General features: G+C 63.8%; 21 protein-coding genes. 17 read left to right on the top strand and 4 right to left on the bottom strand.

Features of this window, described 5'->3' with window-relative positions; all coding sequences use genetic code 11:
* Positions 1-2 precede the first annotated feature (2 nt).
* Entirely contained in the window at positions 3-1,103 is a 1,101-nt protein-coding gene (locus Q1J79_RS05420; protein WP_300297550.1) for a ring-opening amidohydrolase, read from the bottom strand.
* A gap of 248 nt (positions 1,104-1,351) precedes the next feature.
* Here Q1J79_RS05420 and Q1J79_RS05415 point away from each other — a divergent pair, with 248 nt between their 5' ends.
* From Q1J79_RS05415 to Q1J79_RS05395, 5 genes are read left to right on the top strand one after another with little or no spacing between them, the layout of a single operon-like run.
* Positions 1,352-1,858: a VOC family protein gene (locus Q1J79_RS05415; RefSeq protein WP_300297547.1), complete on the top strand. Its 507-nt coding sequence runs from the start codon at positions 1,352-1,354 to the stop codon at positions 1,856-1,858.
* A 17-nt stretch (positions 1,859-1,875) separates the two neighbouring features.
* Complete coding sequence (locus tag Q1J79_RS05410; RefSeq protein WP_300297545.1) at positions 1,876-2,877, top strand: ABC transporter substrate-binding protein; 1,002 nt, start codon at positions 1,876-1,878, stop codon at positions 2,875-2,877.
* Complete coding sequence (locus tag Q1J79_RS05405; RefSeq protein ID WP_300297542.1) at positions 2,877-3,749, top strand: ABC transporter ATP-binding protein; 873 nt, start codon at positions 2,877-2,879, stop codon at positions 3,747-3,749. The genes Q1J79_RS05410 and Q1J79_RS05405 overlap by 1 nt, the downstream gene beginning before the upstream one ends.
* A complete protein-coding gene (locus Q1J79_RS05400) occupies positions 3,749-4,513 on the top strand; it encodes an ABC transporter permease (RefSeq protein WP_300297540.1) in 765 nt (254 codons plus the stop codon). Before Q1J79_RS05405 ends, Q1J79_RS05400 begins: the two co-directional genes overlap by 1 nt.
* On the top strand, positions 4,510-5,724 hold the full coding sequence (locus Q1J79_RS05395; protein ID WP_300297538.1) for an NAD(P)/FAD-dependent oxidoreductase: 1,215 nt from the start codon (positions 4,510-4,512) through the stop codon (positions 5,722-5,724). The genes Q1J79_RS05400 and Q1J79_RS05395 overlap by 4 nt, the downstream gene beginning before the upstream one ends.
* A gap of 8 nt (positions 5,725-5,732) precedes the next feature.
* On the opposite strand, the gene Q1J79_RS05390 is transcribed toward Q1J79_RS05395, so the two are convergent.
* Complete coding sequence (locus Q1J79_RS05390) at positions 5,733-7,154, bottom strand: amidase (RefSeq protein ID WP_300297535.1); 1,422 nt, start codon at positions 7,152-7,154, stop codon at positions 5,733-5,735.
* A gap of 153 nt (positions 7,155-7,307) precedes the next feature.
* Here Q1J79_RS05390 and Q1J79_RS05385 point away from each other — a divergent pair, with 153 nt between their 5' ends.
* The 12 genes from Q1J79_RS05385 (at position 7,308) to Q1J79_RS05330 (ending at position 18,605) form a co-directional block, all read left to right on the top strand.
* Positions 7,308-8,411 (top strand): aromatic ring-hydroxylating dioxygenase subunit alpha, encoded by a 1,104-nt coding sequence (locus Q1J79_RS05385; RefSeq protein ID WP_300297532.1) that lies wholly within the window; start codon positions 7,308-7,310, stop codon positions 8,409-8,411.
* Between the two features lie 2 nt (positions 8,412-8,413).
* Positions 8,414-9,133 (top strand): GntR family transcriptional regulator, encoded by a 720-nt coding sequence (locus Q1J79_RS05380; RefSeq protein ID WP_300297529.1) that lies wholly within the window; start codon positions 8,414-8,416, stop codon positions 9,131-9,133.
* A gap of 18 nt (positions 9,134-9,151) precedes the next feature.
* On the top strand, positions 9,152-10,129 hold the full coding sequence (locus Q1J79_RS05375) for a PDR/VanB family oxidoreductase (RefSeq protein WP_300297526.1): 978 nt from the start codon (positions 9,152-9,154) through the stop codon (positions 10,127-10,129).
* A 130-nt stretch (positions 10,130-10,259) separates the two neighbouring features.
* The gene (locus Q1J79_RS05370; protein WP_300297523.1) at positions 10,260-11,435 is read left to right on the top strand and encodes an ABC transporter substrate-binding protein; all 1,176 of its coding nucleotides are present in this window, start codon (positions 10,260-10,262) and stop codon (positions 11,433-11,435) included.
* Between the two features lie 65 nt (positions 11,436-11,500).
* A complete protein-coding gene (locus tag Q1J79_RS05365; protein WP_300297520.1) occupies positions 11,501-12,361 on the top strand; it encodes a branched-chain amino acid ABC transporter permease in 861 nt (286 codons plus the stop codon).
* Between the two features lie 8 nt (positions 12,362-12,369).
* Positions 12,370-13,386: a branched-chain amino acid ABC transporter permease gene (locus tag Q1J79_RS05360; protein ID WP_300297517.1), complete on the top strand. Its 1,017-nt coding sequence runs from the start codon at positions 12,370-12,372 to the stop codon at positions 13,384-13,386.
* Entirely contained in the window at positions 13,383-14,153 is a 771-nt protein-coding gene (locus Q1J79_RS05355; protein ID WP_300297514.1) for an ABC transporter ATP-binding protein, read from the top strand. The genes Q1J79_RS05360 and Q1J79_RS05355 overlap by 4 nt, the downstream gene beginning before the upstream one ends.
* A complete protein-coding gene (locus Q1J79_RS05350; RefSeq protein ID WP_300297511.1) occupies positions 14,146-14,859 on the top strand; it encodes an ABC transporter ATP-binding protein in 714 nt (237 codons plus the stop codon). The genes Q1J79_RS05355 and Q1J79_RS05350 overlap by 8 nt, the downstream gene beginning before the upstream one ends.
* A gap of 19 nt (positions 14,860-14,878) precedes the next feature.
* A complete protein-coding gene (locus Q1J79_RS05345) occupies positions 14,879-15,991 on the top strand; it encodes a 5-methyltetrahydropteroyltriglutamate--homocysteine S-methyltransferase (protein WP_300297508.1) in 1,113 nt (370 codons plus the stop codon).
* A 123-nt stretch (positions 15,992-16,114) separates the two neighbouring features.
* Entirely contained in the window at positions 16,115-16,981 is an 867-nt protein-coding gene (locus Q1J79_RS05340) for an amidohydrolase family protein (RefSeq protein ID WP_300297505.1), read from the top strand.
* An 8-nt stretch (positions 16,982-16,989) separates the two neighbouring features.
* Positions 16,990-17,394, top strand: a complete 405-nt coding sequence (locus Q1J79_RS05335) for a hypothetical protein (protein ID WP_300297502.1) — start codon at positions 16,990-16,992, stop codon at positions 17,392-17,394.
* Positions 17,391-18,605, top strand: a complete 1,215-nt coding sequence (locus tag Q1J79_RS05330) for a cytochrome c peroxidase (protein ID WP_300297499.1) — start codon at positions 17,391-17,393, stop codon at positions 18,603-18,605. Before Q1J79_RS05335 ends, Q1J79_RS05330 begins: the two co-directional genes overlap by 4 nt.
* Here Q1J79_RS05330 and Q1J79_RS05325 read toward each other — a convergent pair.
* Together Q1J79_RS05325 and rpsU are read right to left on the bottom strand one after the other, a co-directional pair.
* A complete protein-coding gene (locus Q1J79_RS05325) occupies positions 18,594-20,267 on the bottom strand; it encodes a PAS-domain containing protein (protein WP_300297496.1) in 1,674 nt (557 codons plus the stop codon). The two genes, Q1J79_RS05330 and Q1J79_RS05325, sit on opposite strands and share 12 nt — an antisense overlap.
* Before the next feature lie 113 nt (positions 20,268-20,380).
* Positions 20,381-20,519, bottom strand: a 139-nt coding sequence (gene rpsU / locus Q1J79_RS05320) for a 30S ribosomal protein S21 (protein ID WP_300297669.1), incomplete at its 5' end; no start/stop codon positions are given.

Genomic DNA, 20,519 nt, shown 5'->3' with positions numbered 1-20,519 from the left:
ATTCACACCCGGGCGATGGCGGCGATCAGGCCGCCGCCATCGGGCCCCTGATGTTCGGCCCCGCCGGAAACGAAGATCCGGCCATCGCCCAGCATGCCTGCCACCAGACCGCCGACCGCGCCGCGGATATGGCGCTGGGCATTGATGTCGGTGTCGTCCAGCATGGTATGACGGTTGCCGCGCACCTGACCGCGCCGGTCGGGCTCGCATTTCACCAGCACGCCGTGAATCCGCACCGCATCGGCTGCCGGGACCTGTGGCGTGGCGCGGATGCCCAGATCATCCAGCACCGCAGCAACCGCCCCGATATCCAGCGCGTCCTGCATTGGCCGGTGCGCGATGGCCAACTCGCCGCGCCAGCGCGCGGAATTGCCCAGCAGGATCACCTCGTTGCAGTCGACCTCGACGCCGGATGAGATGCTGGCGCGGTCGGATTGCACAGTATAGTCGTTGAACATGGCCGCCTCGGTGATCCGTTCCACAGGCGCATCCCCTAGCGCCAGCGTTACGCCAAAGGTGCCGGCTACCCTGGCATAGGCCATCGAGCGGTTGGAATCGGCGGTAAGCACGCTGGCGCCACGCGCAGCCGCTTCCTGCGCGCGGGCTGAAGTGATGCAGGGTGCCTTCACCTGCACGAAATGCACGTCGCGCGGATCGTCGATGCCGGCGTCTGTCATGGCGCGCCGAACGGTTTCCGCCACCATCTCGACATGCATCATGCGGCCAACGGCTTCGGGCCGCATCGGCGGACTGAAGGCGACCCCGATGGCCAGGCGTTTCGCCGATGAAGCGGCCGGCCCGCCCGGCCTGCGCGCGAACACCAGATAATGTGGCGACAGGACGCCCTCCGTGCCGCCCGACAATACGCAGGGGATTCTTGCGACAATCTCCTGGCGTGGCCGGCCGGTCCGCTCGGCCAGCAGGCTGGAAAAAGCCAGGGTGAAATAACCGCGGGTGAAATCATTCACGCCGCCATTGCCCTCGGTCTTGCCGATCACGGCCACCACATGGGCGGGATCAAGCTGCCCCGCATCAAACAGGGCTGTCAGGGCGGAGAGATCGCCAGGATGGTTCATGGCGAGCCGGTAAACAAAAGCCTGCATCAATCGCACTCCACAAACGGACTGCTGCAGCAGAAGCAAGATGCATTCCGGCGGTTTCCACGGGCGATTCAGCATGCCGCAAGAGCGTGCGCCTAAATATTGGGCGTCGACTGCTGCTGTGATGGGCTGTCTGCAACCCCATGTCTGACCCGCTGCGCGGCAAAGCTGTGACACGCCCGAGTCAGGCCCGGATTCCTGCCATCGCCATGGCTGGCACATTGTATGCACAGCAATGGACAGCAAAATCGATGACGCAGCGTGTTATGTCGGGAACCATCACTGGTCTGTTCCATGTGGCGATCAAAACCGCGGATCTGGCAAGGACCCGCTGGTTTTATTGTGACGTGCTCGGACTGTCGGAAGTGACGCGGCCCGATTTCGGGTATCCCGGCGCCTGGATCGCTGTCCCGACGCCGGTGGGCGAAGCGATCATCCATGTCTATGCCGGCGGCCCGGCACTGGGTGCCGATGGCCAGGTGCCAAGCGGCACTGGCGCCATTGACCATATCTCGCTGACCGGCGTCGGCTATCACGATTTCATCGCGCGCTTCAGGAAACACGGCCTGGACTGGCGTGAGTTCCTCGTGCCCAACACAACCTACTGGCAGCTCTTTGTTTATGATCCCAGTGGCGTGCAGCTTGAGTTGACCTTTGACGGTCGTGCCGAGCAGGGCGCGCCACCCGATATGTCGCCCGGCCGCCGCTATGTCGCTGGCAGCAGCTTCTTCGTTTCCCCGCAAAAAGAATACGTCTGACCGACAAGGAGATACCAATGACCATCCGCTCTGTCCGAATTGCCGCTCTAGCCGGCGCCACGCTCATTGCCCTTGGCCTTGGCCAGGGTGCCGAAGCCGCCGATAAGGTGAAGGTCGGCGTCTTTCCGGTCTCCTCCGCGCTGCCGTATTTTGTCGCGGTCGAGCGCGGTTATTTCAAGGAGCAGAATATCGACGCCGAGATGGTCAAGCTGATGGGCGCGCCGCCGATCGTGCAGGGCATGCTGACCGGCGATCTGGATGCCGGCGCCAATCTTGTTACTGTCGATGGCATGAACGCCAATACCAAGAAGGAGGGGCTGGTTCATTACATATCGCTCTATGGGCAGAACAAGTTCGCCCAGATGGAGCAGTTCGTCGCCAGGCCCGGCCTCGCCGCGGCGTCGGTGAAGGATTTCAAGGGCTCGCCGAAGAAGATCATGTCGGCCCCGGGCGCCGGCAACATGGCCATGGCGCGCGCCGTGCTTGGCGCCGTCGGCCTGAAGGAAGGCGCGGATTATACGCTGACCGAACTGGCGATGAACCTGCATGTCGATGCCATGAAGGCCGGCACCTTCGATATCGGCTATACGCTCGAGCCCAATGCCACGGTGATGAACAATACCGGCGCGGCCAAGACCGTCGAGGCCGGCGTGGTGGCGAAATACATCATCGGCCGGGAAGAGGCTTATGCCTATATGGCCGGCGGCGCCATCACCGGCAAGTTCATGAAGGAGAAGCCGGATGTTGCCCGGCGTTTCTCGGCTGCCTGGCGCAAGGCGCTGAAGGATATCGAGCAGGATCCCACCACCCGCGAACTGCTGAAGGGCAATACCTTCACGCCGCCGGAGCTGGCCATGACCATTCCGCTGCCGCGCATGCTGATGGTCGACCAGCTCTCCGCGCAGGACAAGCAGGATTTCAAGAAGGTGATCGATTTCACCGTCGAGAGCGGTGTGATCAAGGACAAGGTCGACAGCCTGAAATACCTGGTGGTGCTCGACAAGAAGGCGGGTAGCTGATGATTGCGCGCACGCGGGCGGCGATGCGGCTGGTCACGGGCGGTGCGGCGGCTTCGGCTGCCGCACCAGGCAGCCCGCCGGCCGATCAGAGCGAGAAGTCCTATCGCTGGTTTCCGCCCGGCACGCATATCACCGTGCGGGGCCTGTCCAAGCAGTTCCAGGGCAGCCCGCTATATCAGGATTTCGACCTTGATCTGCCGCGCGGGAAGGTAGTCTCGGTCTTCGGTCCGAATGGCTGCGGCAAAAGCACCATCATCAACATGATTGCCGGCCTGATCCCGGTCGACAAGGGCGACATCCTGTTCGATGGCAAGACCATCGACGAGACCCGCATCGGTTATGTGTTCCAGAATTACCGCGAGGCGCTGTTTCCCTGGCTGCGCGCCATCGACAATATCCACTATCCACTCAAGCTGATGGGGTTGGGCCGCAGGGAGCGCGAGGAAAAGGTCCAGAAACTGCTCAGCCGCTTCCAGGTCAAGATCGATTTCAACCGTTACCCCTACGAGCTATCTGGCGGCCAGCAGCAGACCGTGTCGATTCTGCGCTCGCTGGTGATGGAGCCGGAAGTCCTGTTCCTGGACGAGCCCTTTTCGGCGCTGGATTACGAGATGACATTGTTCATGCGCGACCAGATGCAGAAGGCGTTCATGGAGACGAACACCACCATGGTGATCGTCAGTCACGACCTGGAAGAAGCCGTCTACCTGGCCGATTACGTGCTGCTGCTGACCCGGCGGCCCACGAAAATCGCTGATCTCGTCGAGGTGCCGCTGCCGCGACCGCGCTCGGCCGAAACGCTGTCAGATCCGAAATTCGTCGAGATCAAAAGCCATTGCCTCGATATCTTCCGCCGGGAGGCCAGATTGTGATGGACATCGCGGGAAAGCTCGGCCGGCTGCGGCCGATGATCGGTGTGGTCCTGCTGCTGCTGGTCTGGTGGGTGGCGACTGTGCTGGAGGTAGCCGACCCGGTGCTGCTGCCGCCGCCGCAGAAGGCTTTCAAGGCGCTGTATGACGGTCTGGTCGGCGGGCCGCTGCTGACCGATTTCGTCCAGACCATCTATCGCACCGTTCTGTCCTTCCTGATCGCCTCGGCGATTGCCATTCCGCTTGGCGTGGCCTTGGGCGCCGCCGACAAGTTTTACCGCTCGGTCGAATTCGTGATCGATTTCTTCCGTTCCACCCCGGCCTCGGCGGTGTTTCCACTTTTCCTCGTGCTGTTCGGCGTCGGCGACAAGACCAAGATCGCGGTGGCCGCCTTCGGCGCCGTGCTGGTGATCCTGTTCAACGTTGCCTATGGCGTGATGAATGCGCGCAAGACCCGCGTTCTGGCGGCCAGGGTGATGGGCGCCAACCAATTTCAGGTGCTGACTGACGTATATTTCTGGGAATCCCTGCCGCAGACATTCATCGGCATGCGCAATGGCATCTCGCTCTGCCTGGTCATCATCGTGGTGGCCGAAATGTTCATCGGCTCGACCGATGGCATCGGCCACCGCCTGATCGAGGCGCAGATGCTGTTCGAGATGCCGACCATGTATGCGGCGATCTTCGCGGCCGGGGCGCTGGGCTACGGCATGAACTGGATATTCCTCACCATTGAGAAAACCTTTGTGCATTGGGGCGGGAAATGAGCAGTCAGCGGAAACGCATCGTCATCGTCGGTTCCGGGGTGGCCGGCAGCATTCTGGCCTATGGCCTGCGCAATATTGCGGATGCCGAGGTGATCTGCCTGGAGCGTGCCAGCGCCGATGATCACAGCGATGCCGGCACCGGTCTGAATGTCGGTCCCAATGCGATTAAGGCCCTGCGGCATTTCCTGCCTGATCTTGCCGATTTGCTGGTTTCATCCAGCCTGCCCTGGTCGAACTGGCGCATTTCTCTCACCGATGGCCGGGAACTGATGAACCTGCCGTTGACGCAAGTGGCCGACAATGACGGCATCCGCATCCGCTGGTCGCAGCTTTATGCCCTGCTGCGCCAGCCGGTGCTGGACCGCGTGCGCTTCGGTGTCGAGGTGACCGCCATGCGCTATGCCCGCGCGGGAGAGGCCGGGCCGATCGTCGTCGAGACCGTGGATCGGCAGACCGGCGCTGAAGGCAGGATCGACGGCGTCGACCTGCTGGTCGGTGGTGATGGCCGCTATTCCCGGGTGCGCGAAACCTTCCTCGGCAAGCCGCAGCCCTATTTTCTCGGCGTCTGCATTTTCCGGCTGCTGATCGAGCAGAGCCGCCCTGATCTGGTCGACGATTACGAGCAGTGGTTCAACGGCCCGAACCGCCTGCTGGCTTTCCGCGTGCCGGGGAATGGAACCTATATCGCCGGTTCTTTCCCGATCCTGCCCGACCAGGATGTCCCATTGGAAGCCAGGCGGGCCGAGGTATTGCGCGCGCTCTATACGCCGCAGGATGCAGTGCCCAGCGACCAGTGCGCTTTCCTGATCGATGCCATCTGCAACAACCTGTCGGAAATCCATTGGGCACGGCTGCAGGAGGCGACCCCGGTATTCAGCGATCCGGGTCGCCGGATTCTGCTGTTGGGTGATGCCGCGCATCCGATGGTGCCAACCCTGGGCCAGGGGGCCACCCAGGCGATCGAAGATGCCTGCGTGGCCGTGAGCATGCTCGGTACTGCCCTGGGCGATGGCGGGCATGCCCTGGGCGATGCGCTGGAGGCCATCGAGCAGCGCCGTCGTGCCCGGGTGGAATTCGTGGTCGATTTTTCGCGCGATGCCACCGACACCATGCTGGCCGGCGCCGATCCGGTGGCCGGCAGCCTGGCCAAGACCAGGCCGGATTTCCAGGCCAAGCTGGCGAAGCTTTACCGCGACATTCCGGCGGCCTGAAGCGCCGCTTAACCTGCGATGGCTGGCCAGCGCTCGGCCCAGGGCGCGATCGCCTCGTAGCGTCGGCCGATCGCCAGCAGCAGCGCATCGCTGCCGAAACCGCCAACCAGCTGGATGCCGATCGGCATGCCATTGGCATCGGGTTCCGCCGGCAGGCTGATGCCTGGCAGTCCGGCCAGATTGACCCAGCCGGTATAGACCGCATGGCCGCGCGGACCGGCATCCTGTCCGGCGATCCGCTCGGGATAAACCTTATCTTTTGGCCAGGGCTGGGCCGCGGTGCTCGGCGTCAGGATAGCGTCATAGGCGCTGTAGAAGCCGGCAAGATCGCGGCGCAGATCGGTCGCATGATTGAGCGCGGCGAGATAGGCGCCGCCGCTGACCGCTTTGCCGCTTTCATACATTGGCAGCAGCGCCGGGGTGATCCGCTCCGGTCCGCCAAGGCGATCCACGATCATCGCCAGACCTGTTGGCATCAGCACGGCCAGGGCAGCAATCGCGGCATCGATGTCAAAGGGCAGGGGGCCGTTTTCGATCAGGCAGCCGGCACGGCGCAGGGCATCGGCGGCGGTATCGGTGGCAGCGACTATCCCGGAATCCACCGGATGCTGGTCTAGACGTGGCGCATACAGGATGCGCGGCGGCTTCGTCAGGTCCTGCGTTTCTTCCATCGCAACAGCGGCGCGGAAGGCCAGTGAATGGCGGTCGCGCGGATCTGGCGCGGATAACGCGCAAAGCATCGTTGCGACATCCTCGATGCGGCGGCCGAACAGGCCGATCACTTCCAGGTCGTTGTAGATTTCCGGGAAGCCGCCGGTGCGCGCGATGCGCCCCAGGCTGGGCTTCAGGCCGACCAGGCCGGTATGGCCGGCCGGCCGCCGGGTTGAGCCGCCACCATCGGTGCCCAGCGCCAGCGGGCCAAGCCCGGCTGCCACCGCGCTCACCGCGCCGCCGCTCGAACCGCCCGGCGTCAGCGCCGGATTCCACGGATTGCCCGTGGCGCCGAACAGCAGGTTGCAGGTGTAACCCTGCACGGTGAATTCCGGCACGTTGGTCTTGCCCAGCAGCACGGCGCCGGCGGCACGCAGCCGCGCCACAGGTAATTCGTCCTGTGCCGGGACATTGCCTTCCAGCAGCCGGCTGCCCCAGGTGGCGGGCATGCCGCCAACCAGCAGGCTGTCCTTGATCGAGACCGGCACGCCGTCCAGCGGTCCAAGGGGCCGCCCTGCCCGGTAGCGTTCGGCGCTGGCCTCTGCGGCCGCGATGGCGCTGGCCGCATCCAGATGGACGAAGGCGTTCAGGGTCGGATTGAGCGCTGCGATCCGCGCCAGCACGGCCTCGGCCACCACCACGGGGGACAGGCTCTGGGTGCGGAATTTTTGATGCAGGTCGGCAGCGGAAAGCTGCCAGGGATGGTTGGGTATCGGCATGGCTGGTTGGTTTTAATCAAATTCTCCTATTGATGGTATGTATACATTAATCATGATTTATTGCCGAATTATAAGAACAAAATACGAAAATTTGCCCTGAATTACACTTCAATGTATACATACTGCATTCAATAAAAGGGAGGATGAGTCGCAATGGCCGATCTGCAGCCATTCGCCTCGGATAAGGCGACGACAGCGAAATCCGGCAACCAGCCCTGGCCGAAAAATGCCTGGTATGCGGTCGCCTGGGATCACGAGGTCAAACGCAGCCTGCTGGCCCGGACAATCTGCGATGAAGCCATCGTGCTGTATCGCCAGCCCGATGGCAGCGTCACGGCGCTGGAGGATGCCTGCTGGCATCGCCTGCTGCCGCTCTCGAAAGGGCATCTGCAGCCTGACGGCAGCCTGGTCTGCGGTTATCACGGCCTGGTCTTCGATGCCCGTGGCCGCTGCACCCATATGCCGTCGCAGGACACCATCAACCCCTCCGCCTGCGTGCGCGGCTTTCCGGTGGTCGAACGCCATCGCTTCATCTGGCTGTGGCTTGGTGATCCGGTTCTGGCCGATCCGGCGAAAGTGCCGGATCTGCACTGGAATCATGATCCGGCCTGGACCGGCGATGGCGAGACCATCCATGCTCGCTGCGATTACCGGCTGGTGGTCGACAACCTGATGGATCTGACCCACGAGACCTTCGTGCATGGCTCCAGCATCGGCAACCGCGCCGTGGCGGAGGCCCCCTTCGAGGTGACGCATGGCGAACGGTTCGCCACGGTCACCCGCTGGATGCGCGATATCGAGCCGCCGCCATTCTGGGCCGGACAACTGGGCAAGCCGGGCCGGGTCGACCGCTGGCAGATCATCCGTTTCGAGGCGCCCTGCACAGTGGTGATCGATGTCGGCGTTGCGCCGACGGGTACGGGGGCGCCAGACGGCGACCGCAGTCAGGGCGTCAACGGCTATGTGCTGAATACGATCACGCCGGAAACCGAAAAGACCTGCCATTACTTCTGGGCTTTTGCCCGCAACTACCGGCTGGATCAGCAGAGCCTGACCACCGAACTGCGCCAGGGCGTGTCTGGCATTTTCCGCGAAGATGAAATCATCCTGGAAGCGCAGCAGCGGGCCATCGATGCCCATCCAGGCCGGCCCTTCTACAACCTCAATATCGATGCCGGTTCGATGTGGGCCCGCCGCAAGATCGATCGCATGATCGAGGCGGAGCGCGGGATGCTCTTCACGGCGGCGGCAGAATAATCATGTCGCAATCAATCAAGACGATCCTGTCCCTGCGCGAACTGATCCTCAGCGGCGAGCTCAAGGCCGGCGAGCGGCTGTCCGAGCTTTCCATCGTCGACCGTCTCGGCGTCTCGCGCACGCCGGTGCGCATGGCGCTGGTCAGGCTGGAGGAGGAAGGACTGCTGGAGGCACTGCCGTCGGGTGGCTATGCCGTACGGCATTTCTCCGAGGCCGATATTTTCGACGCCATCGAAACCCGCGGCACGCTGGAAGGACTGGCGGCGCGGCTGGCCGCTGAACGCGGGGTGCGGCCGGGGCAGCTTGCCGAGATCAAGGAATGCCTGCATGGCCTCGACCGCCTGGTGCAGGGCAAGCAGGACGAGGAGATGTTCTCCGACTATGTCACGCTGAACGAACGATTCCATCAATTGCTGATTGGCCTGGCGGGCAGCCGGGTGGTGACGCGCCAGATCGAGCGTGCGGTGGCGCTGCCCTTCGCCTCGCCCAGCGCCTTTGTCGAAGTGCAGGCGGCGCTGCCGGAATCGCGGGCCATCCTGCTGGTGGCGCAGGAGCAGCATCGTGGTGTGATCGAGGCCATCGAACATCGCGAGGGAGCCCGCGCCGAAGCCCTGATGCGCGAGCATTCCCGCGTCGCCCATCGCAATCTGGTTCTGGCGCTGGGGCACCAGGCGGCGCGCGATCTGGTGCCTGGCATGGCGCTGATCCGCAAATCGGCCTGAAGCGACGAGGAAGACGTCATGCAGAATGATCCGGTCTGGACTGAGGCGACCCTGACGGCAACCCGGGACCTGACGCCCGATATCCGGCTTCTTGAAATTGCGCCAGTTGGTGGCGCGCTTGCCTGGGATCCAGGCAGTCACATCGACCTTGCCGTCGATCTCAATGGCCGGCTGGATCGGCGCTCCTATTCGCTGGTCGGCACGGCTGACCCGGCGGTTTATCGCATTGCGGTCAAGCGGGTCGCGGCCAGCCGCGGCGGCTCGTCCTGGCTGCATGGTCTGTTGCCAGGCCAGCGCCTGCAGGTCTCCGCGCCGCGTAATCGCTTCCCGCTGCAACATGGCGCGGCATCCTATCTGCTGATCGCCGGCGGCATTGGCATCACGCCACTGCTTGGCATGGCCGAGGCGCTGCTGCAGCGTGGCGCCGACTTCCGCCTGCTCTATGCCGTGCGCAGCCGGCGCGACCTCGCCTTCGCGGACATGCTGACCACGCGGCTGGGTGATCGCCTCGGCCTGTTCGTATCCGATGAGGCGAACCGCATGGACCTGATGCGGGAGGTCGCGGTCCTGCCGGCACATGCAGACATTTACTTCTGCGGTCCATCCCGCATGCTGGCCGGCCTGCAGGACGTGCTGGCTCAATTGGACAGGTCCTCATCAAGCCTGCGCTTTGAAACCTTCGGCAGCGGCGGACTGCAGCCGAATGAACCGTTCTGGGTAAAGGTGCCGCGGCTTGGCATCGAAATCGCGGTGCCGGAAAACAGTACGATGCTTGACGCGCTGGAAGCGGCTGGCGTCGAAGTGATGTCGGAATGCCGGCGCGGGGAATGTGGTCTCTGCGCGGTGGATGTCGTGGCGGTGGAAGGCGGAATCGATCACCGCGATGTCTTCCTGAGCGAACAGCAGAAGCGCGAAAACCATCGCCTCTGCGCCTGCGTTTCGCGTGCCGTCCATGGTGGTCTGGTCATCGATACGGCCTGGCGCGCTGATCAGTGACGCCGTGGCCCGCAGATTCCGCTTGCATCCGCGTGGCGTTGCGCCAAAGTCCGCTACGGTATGAAAAAAGAGGCCGCCGTCGTGCGCATAACGCACGATGGCGGATCAATGAATAAAAACGGAGGAAACGATGAAACGCAGACAATTTCTTGCAGTCCTGCTTGCCGGGCTCGGTCTGTTCGGCGCGGCTGCGGCGCAGGCCCAGCAGACGGTGAAGATCGGTCTGCTGCTGCCAATGACCGGACCTTTCGCTTCCACCGGCCGTCAGATCGAGGCGGCGGCGCGGCTTTACATGCAGCAGAACGGCAACATGGTGGCCGGCAAGAAAATCGAACTGATCGTCAAGGACGATACCGGCGTGGCGGATGTCACCAAACGCCTGGCGCAGGAACTGGTGGTGACCGAGCGGGTCAACGTGCTGGCCGGTTTTGGCCTGACCCCGCTGGCGCTGGCCACTGCGCCGATTGCCACCCAGGCCAAGGTGCCGGCCATCGTGATGGCGGCGGCAACCTCGATCATCACCGAGCAGTCGCCCTATATCGCGCGGACCAGCTTCACCCTGCCGCAGGCCACTGTCGGTATTGCCGACTGGGCAGCCAAGAACGGCATCAAGAAGGTCGTGACCATGGTGACGGATTATGGCCCGGGCCATGATGCCGAGAAGGCCTTCAAGGAGCGTTTCACCAAGGCCGGCGGCCAGGTCGCCGCTGAATTGCGCGTGCCGCTGCAGAATCCGGAATTTGCCCCGTTCCTGCAGCGGGCCCGGGATGCCAAGCCCGATGCCCTGTTCGTCTTCGTGCCGTCGGGCGTCGGCGCGCTGGTGATGAAGCAGTTCGCCGAGCGTGAACTGGCCAAGGATGGCATCCGCCTGATCGCCACCGGCGACGTCACCGACGACGACATCCTGAACAAAATGGGCGACGTGGCGCTTGGCGTGGTCAATTCCCATCATTATTCGGCGGCGCACAAGTCGCCCGAGAACAAGGCCTTCGTCGATGCCTTCCGCGCCGCCAACAAGGACATGCGGCCGAACTTCATGGCGGTTGGCGGCTGGGATGGCATGCATCTGGTCTATCAGGCGCTGAAGAAGACCAATGGCGATGCCGACGGCACCAAGCTGATCGAGGCGATGAAAGGCATGAGCTGGACCAGCCCGCGTGGCCCGGTATCGATCGACCCGCAGACCCGCGACATCGTGCAGAATATCTATATCCGCAAGGTCGAGAAGGTGGATGGCGAGCTCTACAACGTCGAATTCGCCACGCTGGAAGCGGTGAAGGATCCGGTCAAGGCGGCCAAGCAGTAACCCCGGCCCCGTCGGGACGGCCGGCATACAAGCTGCCGGCCGTCCGTATCGCGAAAGAGATTCCCGTGCTGACCATCCTGTTCGACGGCTTTGCCTATGGCATGCTGCTGTTCGTCCTGGCCTGCGGCCTCTCGATTACTCTCGGATTGATGAATTTCATCAACCTGGCCCATGGCGCTTTCGCCATGGCTGGCGGCTATCTCACCGTCGTGCTGATGAACCGCTATGGCGTTTCATTCTTTCTCTGCCTGCCGGCCGGGTTCATCGCCACCGCGTTTCTGGGCGCCATTCTGGAGCGCACGCTCTATGTCCATCTTTATGGCAAGAGCCATCTCGACCAGGTGCTGTTTTCGATCGGCCTGGTTTTCATGGCGATGTCGGCAATCGACTATTTCATGGGCGCGCAGCAGCAGCTGATCACATTGCCCGATTCCCTGCGCGGCCGCATTGATCTGTTCGGCATCAGCATCGGCGTCTATCGGCTGTTCGTGATCGGTATCTGCCTGCTGCTGGCGGTGGCATTGCAACTGGTCCTCAGCAAAACGCGGTTCGGCAGCCAGCTGCGGGCTGCCGTCGACGATCCGCGCGTGGCCCAGGGTCTGGGCATCAACGTGAACCTGATCTTTTCGCTTACATTTGCCTTCGGTTCCGGCCTGGCTGGCCTCGGTGGCGTACTGGGCGCGGAAATCCTCGGCCTCGATCCCGGCTTTCCGGTCAAGTTCATGATCTATTTCCTGGTGGTGATCAGCGTTGGCGGCACCACGACGCTGACCGGCCCCTTCCTGGCTTCGATCCTGCTCGGCATCGCCGATGTCGCGGGCAAGTATTACATGCCCAAGATTGGATCCTTCATCATCTATACCATCATGGTGCTCGTGCTGATCTGGCGTCCTCAGGGCCTGTTTGGCCGCGCCACGGCGCGCTGAGGCCCGCCATGCCGCAATTCCTCTCCATGATCTGGCCCGGCCGCGCGACATCCCGCGGCAAACTCGCCGATGCAGCACGCTGGCATCCGCTGGAAATCGGCTTCTGGGTGCTGGCGCTGGCCCTGCTCTGGCTGCTGCCGACCCGGCTGCTGCTGCTCAACGAGATCGCCATCCTGGCGTTGTTCGCCCTGTCGCTGGATCTGATTCTCGGTTATGCCGGAATTGTCTCCCTCGGCCATGCCGCATTTTTCGGCCTTGGCGCCTACATCGCCGGCCTGCTGGCCAGACATGGCATGAATGATCCCATACTCGGACTGCTGGCCGCCGGGGCCGGCGCCGGCTTGCTCGGGTTGCTGTCCAGCTTCCTGGTGCTGCGTGGCACCGACCTGACCAAGCTGATGGTCACCCTCGGCGTGGCGCTCATCCTGCGCGAACTGGCCAACAAGTTCGACGCCATCACCGGTGGCGCCGATGGCCTGACCGGCGTGACGATGGGGCCGGTGCTGGGCCTGTTCGAATTCGACATCTTCGGCAGCACCGCCTATCTCTACAGCCTCAGCGTGCTGTTCGTGCTGTTCCTGGTGGCGCGCCAGCTGGTGCATTCGCCGTTCGGCCTGATGCTGCGTGCGATCAAGGGCAACAGCCTGCGTACCAGCGCCATGGGCGTGCCAACCAACCTGCGGCTGGTGACGATCTACACCATTGCCGCCGCCTATGCCGGCATTGCTGGCGGCCTGCTGGCGCAGACGACGCAGTTTGTCTCGCTCGACGTGCTGGATTTCCACCGCTCTGCCGATGTGCTGCTGGTGCTGGTGCTGGGCGGCAGCGGTCTGCTATGGGGCGCCATTATCGGCGCCGTCGCCTTCAAGCTGATGTATGACTGGCTGGCGGCGATCACCCCGCAATACTGGCAGTTCTGGGTCGGCATGGCGCTGGTCGCCATCGTGCTGTTCGGCCGCGGCGGGCTGCTCGGCCTGGCCGGCATGCTACGCGACCGCCTGCGCGGGTTGGGGGGCAGGGCATGACGCCGGCGCCGGAGGTTCCAGTTCTCGAAACGCGAGGCCTGCGCAAGGCCTTTGGCGGCCTGATCGCCACCAATGATGTCAGTTTCCGGCTGCCGGCCGGGGCCCGCCACGCCCTGATCGGGCCAAACGGCGCCGGCAAGACCACTCTGGTCAATCTGCTGACCGGCGTGCTGCAGCCCACCGATGGCCGCATCCTGCTCAACGGCCGCGACGTCACGACCCTGCCGTCGCATCGCCGTGTGCAGCTCGGCCTGGCGCGCACGTTCCAGATCAACCAGCTCTTCCCCGATCTCACGCCGCTCGAAACCCTGGTGCTGGCGGTGGCGCAGCGCGAGGGCAAGGCGACGGGCTGGTGGCGCCCGGTCGGCCGGCGCGGAGAGCTGCTTGATGAGGCTGGCGACCTGCTGGAGCGCCTTGGCATCGCCGAGGAGCGGGACCAGCCGGTGGCCACGATTGCCTATGGCAAGCAGCGCCTGCTGGAAATCGCCGTGGCGCTGGCGGCCAAACCTTCGGTATTGCTGCTGGATGAGCCGGCGGCCGGCGTGCCGGAGGCCGAGCGGCACCAGATCCTCGACGTCGTCGCCGCCCTGCCGGATTCGGTCAGCCTGGTCCTGATCGAACATGACATGCAGCTTGTGTTCCGCTTCGCCCACACGATCTCGGTGCTGGTCAATGGCGGGCTGTTCATGGAGGGACCGGCCGCCGAGGTTGCCCGTGATCCGCGCGTCAAGCAGGTCTATCTTGGCGAGGAGCCCGTCTATGGCTGAGCTTCTGACTGTCGAGCGGCTTGCCGCCGGCTATGGCGAGGCCGTCGTGCTGGACGGCCTCAGCTTCAGCCTTGCCGCCGGGGTTTCGCTTGCCCTGCTGGGGCGCAACGGCATGGGCAAGACCACGCTGATCAATTCCCTTGTCGGCGTCACCCGCTATCGCGCTGGCCGCATCCGGCTCGACGGCCATGACATCACGGCCCTGCGGCCCGATCAGCGCGCCGCCGCCGGAATTGGCTGGGTACCGCAGGAGCGCAACATCTTCCGCTCGCTGACGGTGGAGGAGAATCTCACCGCCGTGGCCCGCCCCGGGCCATGGGATGCGCGGCGGGTCTATGACATGTTTCCGCGCCTGGCCGAGCGGCGCCGCAACATGGGCAACCAGCTTTCCGGCGGCGAGCAGCAGATGCTGGCGATCGGCCGCGCGCTGATGCTCAATCCGAAAGTCATGCTGCTGGATGAGCCATTGGAGGGCCTGGCCCCGATCATCGTCGAGGAATTGCTGGCGGCGCTTGGCCGGATCACGCGCGACGAGGGCCTGTCGGCGATCATCGTCGAGCAGAATGCCAGGAAACTTCTCAGCCTGACCGACCACGTCCTGGTGCTGGAACGTGGCCGTATCGTCCATGCCGCAACCAGCGCGGCCCTGCGCGCCGATCCTTCGGTGCTCGAGGCCTGGCTGACCGTCGCCGAAGCCACTCACTGAACTGAAAGGGAGAGAAACCATGCAACGGACCAAACCGCCATTCCGCGCCGACCATGTTGGCAGCCTGCTGCGCACCGCTGAATTGAAAGAGGCGCGTGCCCAGCGCAAAGAGGGCAAGATCAGCGCGGAGCAACTCAAGGCCGTCGAGGACAAGGCGATCGAATATGTCATCCGGCGCCAGGAAGAGATCGGCCTCAAGAGCGTCACGGATGGCGAATTCCGGCGCTCCTGGTGGCATTTCGATTTCCTTGGGTATCTCGATGGCGTCGAATACTACACCTCGGCCGACAAGGGCATCCAGTTTGCCGGCGTGCAGACCCGGGCGGAAGGCGTGCGGGTGACCGGCAAGATCGGCTATTCCGGCCATCCGATGATCGAGCATTTCAAATTTCTCAAGGCGCATACCAGGCAGACGCCGAAGATGACCATTCCGTCGCCGAGCGTGCTGCATTTCCGCAGCGGCCGTAACGCGATCAGCCGCGACCTCTATCCCAATCTCGACGAGTTTTTCCGTGATCTCGGCCAGGCCTACAAAAAGGCAGTGCAGGATTTCGCCGCCGCCGGCTGCCGCTACCTGCAGCTGGATGAAACCAACCTGGCTTATCTGTGCGACCCCGAGCAGCGCGAACTGTCGCGCCAGCGCGGCGACGACCCGGATTCGCTGCCGATGAAATATGCCGAGATGATCAATACCGCCATCGCCGACCGCCCGGCCGATATGGTGATCTCGATGCATCTCTGCCGCGGCAATTTCCGCTCGACCTATATTTCCAAGGGCGGCTACGAGCCGGTGGCCGAAGTGCTGCTCGACAAGATCAAGGTCGATGGCTATTTCATGGAATACGACAACGAGCGCTCCGGCGGCTTTGAGCCATTGCGCTATCTGCCCAAGGGCCACAAGACGGTGGTGCTTGGCCTGGTCACCACCAAGACGGGCTCGCTGGAATCGAAGGATGCCCTGAAACGGCGCATCGAGCAGGCCAGCAAGTTCGCCGATCTCGACCAGCTCTGCCTCAGCCCGCAATGTGGTTTCGCCAGCACGGAGGAAGGCAATGTGCTGGCCGAGGACGAGCAATGGGCCAAGCTGCGCATGATCGTCGAGCTGGCCGAAGAGGTCTGGGGCAAGGCCTGACCGGTCGAGTCGCGGCAGCGTATCCCGGCGGCCCTGCAGCAACCTGCGGGGCCGCTGTCGTATTTGTCACGATGGCAAAGCCGCTTTCTGGCGTAAACTGCGCCGGTCAGACGGAGCAGACGAATGATTCGGCACAGCCTTTCTGCCATCGCCATGCTGTCGGCCGTTATTGCAGCCATTATTGCAGCCATTATTGCAGCCGTGCCGGCGGCCGCCCAGCCGGCCATCCTGCCGCTGATCGACGCCCATGTGCATTACAGCCATGATGCCTGGCAGATGGTGCCGACCGAAGACGCCATCGCCATCCTGCGCCGCGCCGGCCTGCGCAAGGTGCTGGTCTCCAGTTCCAGCGACGATGGCACCCAGAAGCTCTACCAGGCCGCCCCCGACCTGATCGTGCCGGAATTGCGGCCCTATCGCAGCCGCGGCGAGATCGGCAGCTGGATGCGGGATGAAACCGTGCTGCAGCATATCGAGGCGCGGCTGGCGAAATACAAATACGTCGGGATCGGTGAGTTCCATGTCTATGGCGCCGATGCCGATCTGCCCGTGCTCAAGCGCGTGGTGGCGCTGGCCCGGCAGCACAAGCTGTTCCTGCATGCCCACAGCGATGCCGACGCGGTTGAGCGGCTGTTCAGGCACGATCCGCAGGCGCTGATCCTGTGGGCCCATTCCGGTTTCGACCGCCCCGATGCGGTGCGCGTCATGTTGCGACGCCACCCTGCGCTCTGGGCCGATCTGGCTTTCCGCAACGATCATGCCGCACAGGGCCAGGTCGATCCGGCCTGGCGGGCTCTGTTCGAGGAATTTCCCGACCGCTTCATGGTCGGCACCGACACGTTCACGCCGGAACGCTGGTTCTATATCGAGGAGCACGCCAAATGGTCGCGCGGCTGGCTCGCCAACCTGCCCAGGCCGCTGGCCGAGAAGATCGCCTGGCGCAATGCCGAGGCGCTGTTTGCCCGCACCGGCTTCCGGCCAGTGGATTGAGGCCGGCGATGCGGCGGGCATTGTTTCTGGCCGCCACCTTGCTGGTTCTGCCTGTTCTGCCGGCAGCGGCCTGTGAGCAGATTCCAATCGCGGCGCGGGTGATCGAAGGGCCGCGTTTCAAGCTGGTCGTGCTGTCTGATCCCATGCCGATCCCGCTCAATGCGCCATTCGCCTTCGACATCCGGCTCTGCGATGCCCGCATGGCCGAATTGCCGCGACTGGTGCGGGTCGATGCCTGGATGCCGGCGCATCGCCACGGCATGAATTATGCGCCAAGCCTCACCAAGCTCGACTGGGGGCATTACCGCGCCGAAGGGCTGCTGCTGCATATGCCGGGTGAATGGGAGTTCGCGTTCGATTTCATCGCCCTTGAGCGCGAGGAACAGCTGAGTTTCCGTTTCGATGCCCAATGATGCTGTTCCGTGTCTGGCTCGCCTTGTTGCTGACCGTCACTGCCTGCCGGGCGCAGGCCGTTGAGCCGCCGGTCTTTGATGCCACCCAGCTCCGCCTGATCCGCAGTTTCGGTCCCTGGCCGCCGGCCTTCCATCCTGATACCGGCAATCCGCTGTCTGGCCGTCCATCGGCTGTACTGCTGGGCGCGGCCTTGTTTGGCGAGCCGCGCCTGTCAAAAGACGGCGGCATAGCCTGCCAGAGCTGCCACCAGCCGCAGCAGGGCTGGTCCGATGGCCAAGCGCGCAGTCGCGGACTGGAGCGGCTCGATCGCAATGCGCCGGGTCTGCTCGACAGCCGGTTGCAGCGCTGGTTCGGCTGGGATGGCGCCAGCGACAGCCTGTGGGCGGCGGCGATCCGTCCGATCCTCGATCCGCGTGAGATGGGCGGCAGCGTGGTTGCCACGGCCACATTGCTGCGCGGCGATCCGGTGCTGGCCTGCCTGGCCGGCCATGCGGCGGACGGAGCACAGTTGGCGCAGAATGACGAGGAGCTGCTGGTCCTGGCGGCCCGGGCATTGGCGGCTTTCCAGGAAACCCTGGTCAGCCCGCGCACGGCCTTTGATGATTTCCGCGATGCCGTGCTGGCCGGCGACCGCGATGCCATGGCGCGTTATCCCGCTTCGGCGCAGCGTGGCCTGGCATTGTTCACCGGCCGGGGCCAATGCGCCACCTGCCATAGCGGGCCGGCTTTCAGCAATGGCGAGTTCCATGATACCGGCCTGCCGTTTTTTATCACTGATGCGGATGGGGTCCGCCGGGTTGATCCCGGCCGGCATCGCGGTATCGCCCGACTGAAGGAGAATCCGTTCAACCGCCTGGGGCGCTACAATGCCGATCCCGGTTCTGCCGCCGTCATTCCCGTGCGACATGTCGTGCAGCAGCACCGCAATTGGGGGGAATTCAAGGTGCCGACCCTGCGCAGCCTGCTGTTCACCGCGCCTTACATGCATGATGGCAGCAAGCCCGACCTGGAATCTGTGGTGCGGCATTATTCCGAGCTCGACGAAGACCGCCTCCATAGCGACGGCGAGGCGATCCTCAGGCCGCTGCGGCTGGATCGCCAGGAGATCGATGATCTTCTGGCCTTTCTGGGCAGCCTCAGTGCGTCACTGGATGCGCCGGCCGCCGATTATGCCGCCCGGCGGGCGGACGCGCGCCGGTTATGCCCCTGAGCCATGCCCAGGCGTGATCCTGCGCAAGGGCAGGATCACCGTCGCCACCGTGCCCTGGCCGGTCTCCGATGCCAGTTCCAGCCGACCGCCATGCAGTTCGGTCAGGGATTTCACCAGCGGCAGGCCAAGTCCGGTGCCCTGATGTTCGCGCGTCAGCACGCCACGCACCTGTCCGAACGGCGCCAGCGCCTTGGGAATATCCTGCGGTGCCATGCCGATGCCGGTGTCGTGCACGCTGATGCTGAGGGTTTCCGTATCGGGTCGGACCGTCACCCAGGCGCGGCCGCCGCGCGGCGTGAACTTCACGGCGTTGCTCAGCAGGTTGAGCAGGATCTGCCGCAGCATGCGTTCATCCGCTGGCAACAGCGGTAATCCGGCTGGCAGGTCCTCGCTCAAACTCACGCCGGCCTGCTCGGCCTGGCCGCGCATCATTTCCAGGCTGTCTCCGATCACCAGGGCCGGGTCGACCATTTCGACATGCGGCTCCATCCGGCCGGCCTCCACCTTGGCCAGGTCGAGCACGTCGTTGATCAGCTGCAGCAGGTGGATGCCGGATTTATGGATGTCATCGACATATTCCGCCTGTTTGGCCGAGAGGGCGCCGAAATAGCCGCCGAGCAGGGATTCGGAAAAGCCGATGATCGCATTCAGCGGCGTGCGGAATTCATGGCTCATGTTGGCCAGAAAGGCGCTTTTCGAGCGGTTGGCGACTTCCGCCATTTCCTTGGCGCGCAGCAATTCGCGTTCGGTTGCCTCGCGGTCGGCGATATAACGGGTCAGCGCTTCGGTGCGTTCATCGATGCGGGTCTCCAGCGTATCGGCCAGGTCGCGCAACTGGTCCTGCGCCCGGCGCAGGTCGGTGATGTCGGAATAGGATGTCACGAAACCGACCCCCGGGATCGGGGTGCCGATGACTTCGATGGTCCGCCCGTTCGGGCGCCGTCGCTGAATCCGGTGCGGCAGGAAATGGCGCGCCAGTTCGACCCTTTCCCGGGTCATCGCCTCCACGTCGCCCACGTCGTATTCGCCATGCTCGGCATTCCAGCGCACGAAGCTCTCGAATTGCGTACCCGGTCTGGCGAGTTCAGCCGGATAGTCGAGCAGGTCCATGAAGCGCTGGTTGCAGATCAGCAGTTTCAAATCAGTGTCGAACAGCGTGATGCCATGGCTGATATTCTCCACCACCACGTCAAGCAGGCGTTTCTGGTCCTGCAATTCGGCGGTGCGCTCCAGCACCTTCCGCTCAAGCTCCTGATGCGCCAGCAGCAAGGCCCGTTCATTGCGCCGGGATGCGGTAATGTCGCTGTATACCGTCACCCAGCCGCCGCCCGGCAGGGGGGTGCCACGGATATCGAGGATTATGCCGTTGGGCCGCTGGCGTTCCAGATGATGAGGCAGGAATTGTCGCGCCAGTTCGACGCGTTCGCGCACCAGGGTGTCGATGTCGCCCGGCCCATATTCGCCGCGCTCGGCATTCAGGCGGAAAAAGCGTTCAGCGGAAATGCCCGGCACGCCGAGGTCATGCGGGAATCCCAGCAGATCGAGATAACGACGGTTGCAGGCAATCAGTTTCAGCTCCCGATCGAAGATGCTGATGCCCTGATCGAGATGGTCGAGACCCTGCAGGAGCAGCGCATTCTGGTGCACGCCGCCGAGCTCCATGGTTGTTCAATACAAGTGTAGAATAATCCCTGTGGGGAGGGGATGGGAAAGGCTCATGAAAAAAGCCGCCCGGAGGCGGCTTCATTCCTGCCACGCAGAAATCTGCGTCGGACTTACATCGAACCTTCGCGCTGGGCGCGCTTGCGGGCCAGCTTGCGGGCGCGGCGGATCGCCTCGGCCTTCTCGCGGGCGCGGCGCTCGGACGGCTTCTCGTAATGGCCGCGCAGCTTCATCTCGCGGAAAATGCCCTCA

Origin of the sequence: Ferrovibrio sp. (assembly GCF_029255545.1) — a bacterium.
Classification (GTDB): domain Bacteria; phylum Pseudomonadota; class Alphaproteobacteria; order Ferrovibrionales; family Ferrovibrionaceae; genus Ferrovibrio.
Note: the sequence above shows the minus strand (reverse complement) of the source record. Positions and strands in the feature narration are given on the sequence as shown.

Bases quoted from the DNA above. Each gene is read 5' to 3' on its own strand.
- Q1J79_RS05390 (WP_300297535.1), bottom strand. From the start codon at position 7,154: ATGCCGATACCCAACCATCCCTGGCAGCTTTCCGCTGCCGACCTGCAT.
- Q1J79_RS05420 (WP_300297550.1), bottom strand. From the start codon at position 1,103: ATGCAGGCTTTTGTTTACCGGCTCGCCATGAACCATCCTGGCGATCTC.
- Q1J79_RS05330 (WP_300297499.1), top strand. From the start codon at position 17,391: ATGATGCTGTTCCGTGTCTGGCTCGCCTTGTTGCTGACCGTCACTGCC.
- Q1J79_RS05345 (WP_300297508.1), top strand. From the start codon at position 14,879: ATGCAACGGACCAAACCGCCATTCCGCGCCGACCATGTTGGCAGCCTG.
- Q1J79_RS05335 (WP_300297502.1), top strand. From the start codon at position 16,990: ATGCGGCGGGCATTGTTTCTGGCCGCCACCTTGCTGGTTCTGCCTGTT.
- Q1J79_RS05405 (WP_300297542.1), top strand. From the start codon at position 2,877: ATGATTGCGCGCACGCGGGCGGCGATGCGGCTGGTCACGGGCGGTGCG.
- Q1J79_RS05385 (WP_300297532.1), top strand. From the start codon at position 7,308: ATGGCCGATCTGCAGCCATTCGCCTCGGATAAGGCGACGACAGCGAAA.
- Q1J79_RS05370 (WP_300297523.1), top strand. From the start codon at position 10,260: ATGAAACGCAGACAATTTCTTGCAGTCCTGCTTGCCGGGCTCGGTCTG.
- Q1J79_RS05360 (WP_300297517.1), top strand. From the start codon at position 12,370: ATGCCGCAATTCCTCTCCATGATCTGGCCCGGCCGCGCGACATCCCGC.
- Q1J79_RS05380 (WP_300297529.1), top strand. From the start codon at position 8,414: ATGTCGCAATCAATCAAGACGATCCTGTCCCTGCGCGAACTGATCCTC.
- Q1J79_RS05355 (WP_300297514.1), top strand. From the start codon at position 13,383: ATGACGCCGGCGCCGGAGGTTCCAGTTCTCGAAACGCGAGGCCTGCGC.
- Q1J79_RS05395 (WP_300297538.1), top strand. From the start codon at position 4,510: ATGAGCAGTCAGCGGAAACGCATCGTCATCGTCGGTTCCGGGGTGGCC.
- Q1J79_RS05415 (WP_300297547.1), top strand. From the start codon at position 1,352: ATGACGCAGCGTGTTATGTCGGGAACCATCACTGGTCTGTTCCATGTG.
- Q1J79_RS05340 (WP_300297505.1), top strand. From the start codon at position 16,115: ATGATTCGGCACAGCCTTTCTGCCATCGCCATGCTGTCGGCCGTTATT.
- Q1J79_RS05325 (WP_300297496.1), bottom strand. From the start codon at position 20,267: ATGGAGCTCGGCGGCGTGCACCAGAATGCGCTGCTCCTGCAGGGTCTC.
- Q1J79_RS05400 (WP_300297540.1), top strand. From the start codon at position 3,749: ATGGACATCGCGGGAAAGCTCGGCCGGCTGCGGCCGATGATCGGTGTG.
- Q1J79_RS05375 (WP_300297526.1), top strand. From the start codon at position 9,152: ATGCAGAATGATCCGGTCTGGACTGAGGCGACCCTGACGGCAACCCGG.
- Q1J79_RS05410 (WP_300297545.1), top strand. From the start codon at position 1,876: ATGACCATCCGCTCTGTCCGAATTGCCGCTCTAGCCGGCGCCACGCTC.
- Q1J79_RS05350 (WP_300297511.1), top strand. From the start codon at position 14,146: ATGGCTGAGCTTCTGACTGTCGAGCGGCTTGCCGCCGGCTATGGCGAG.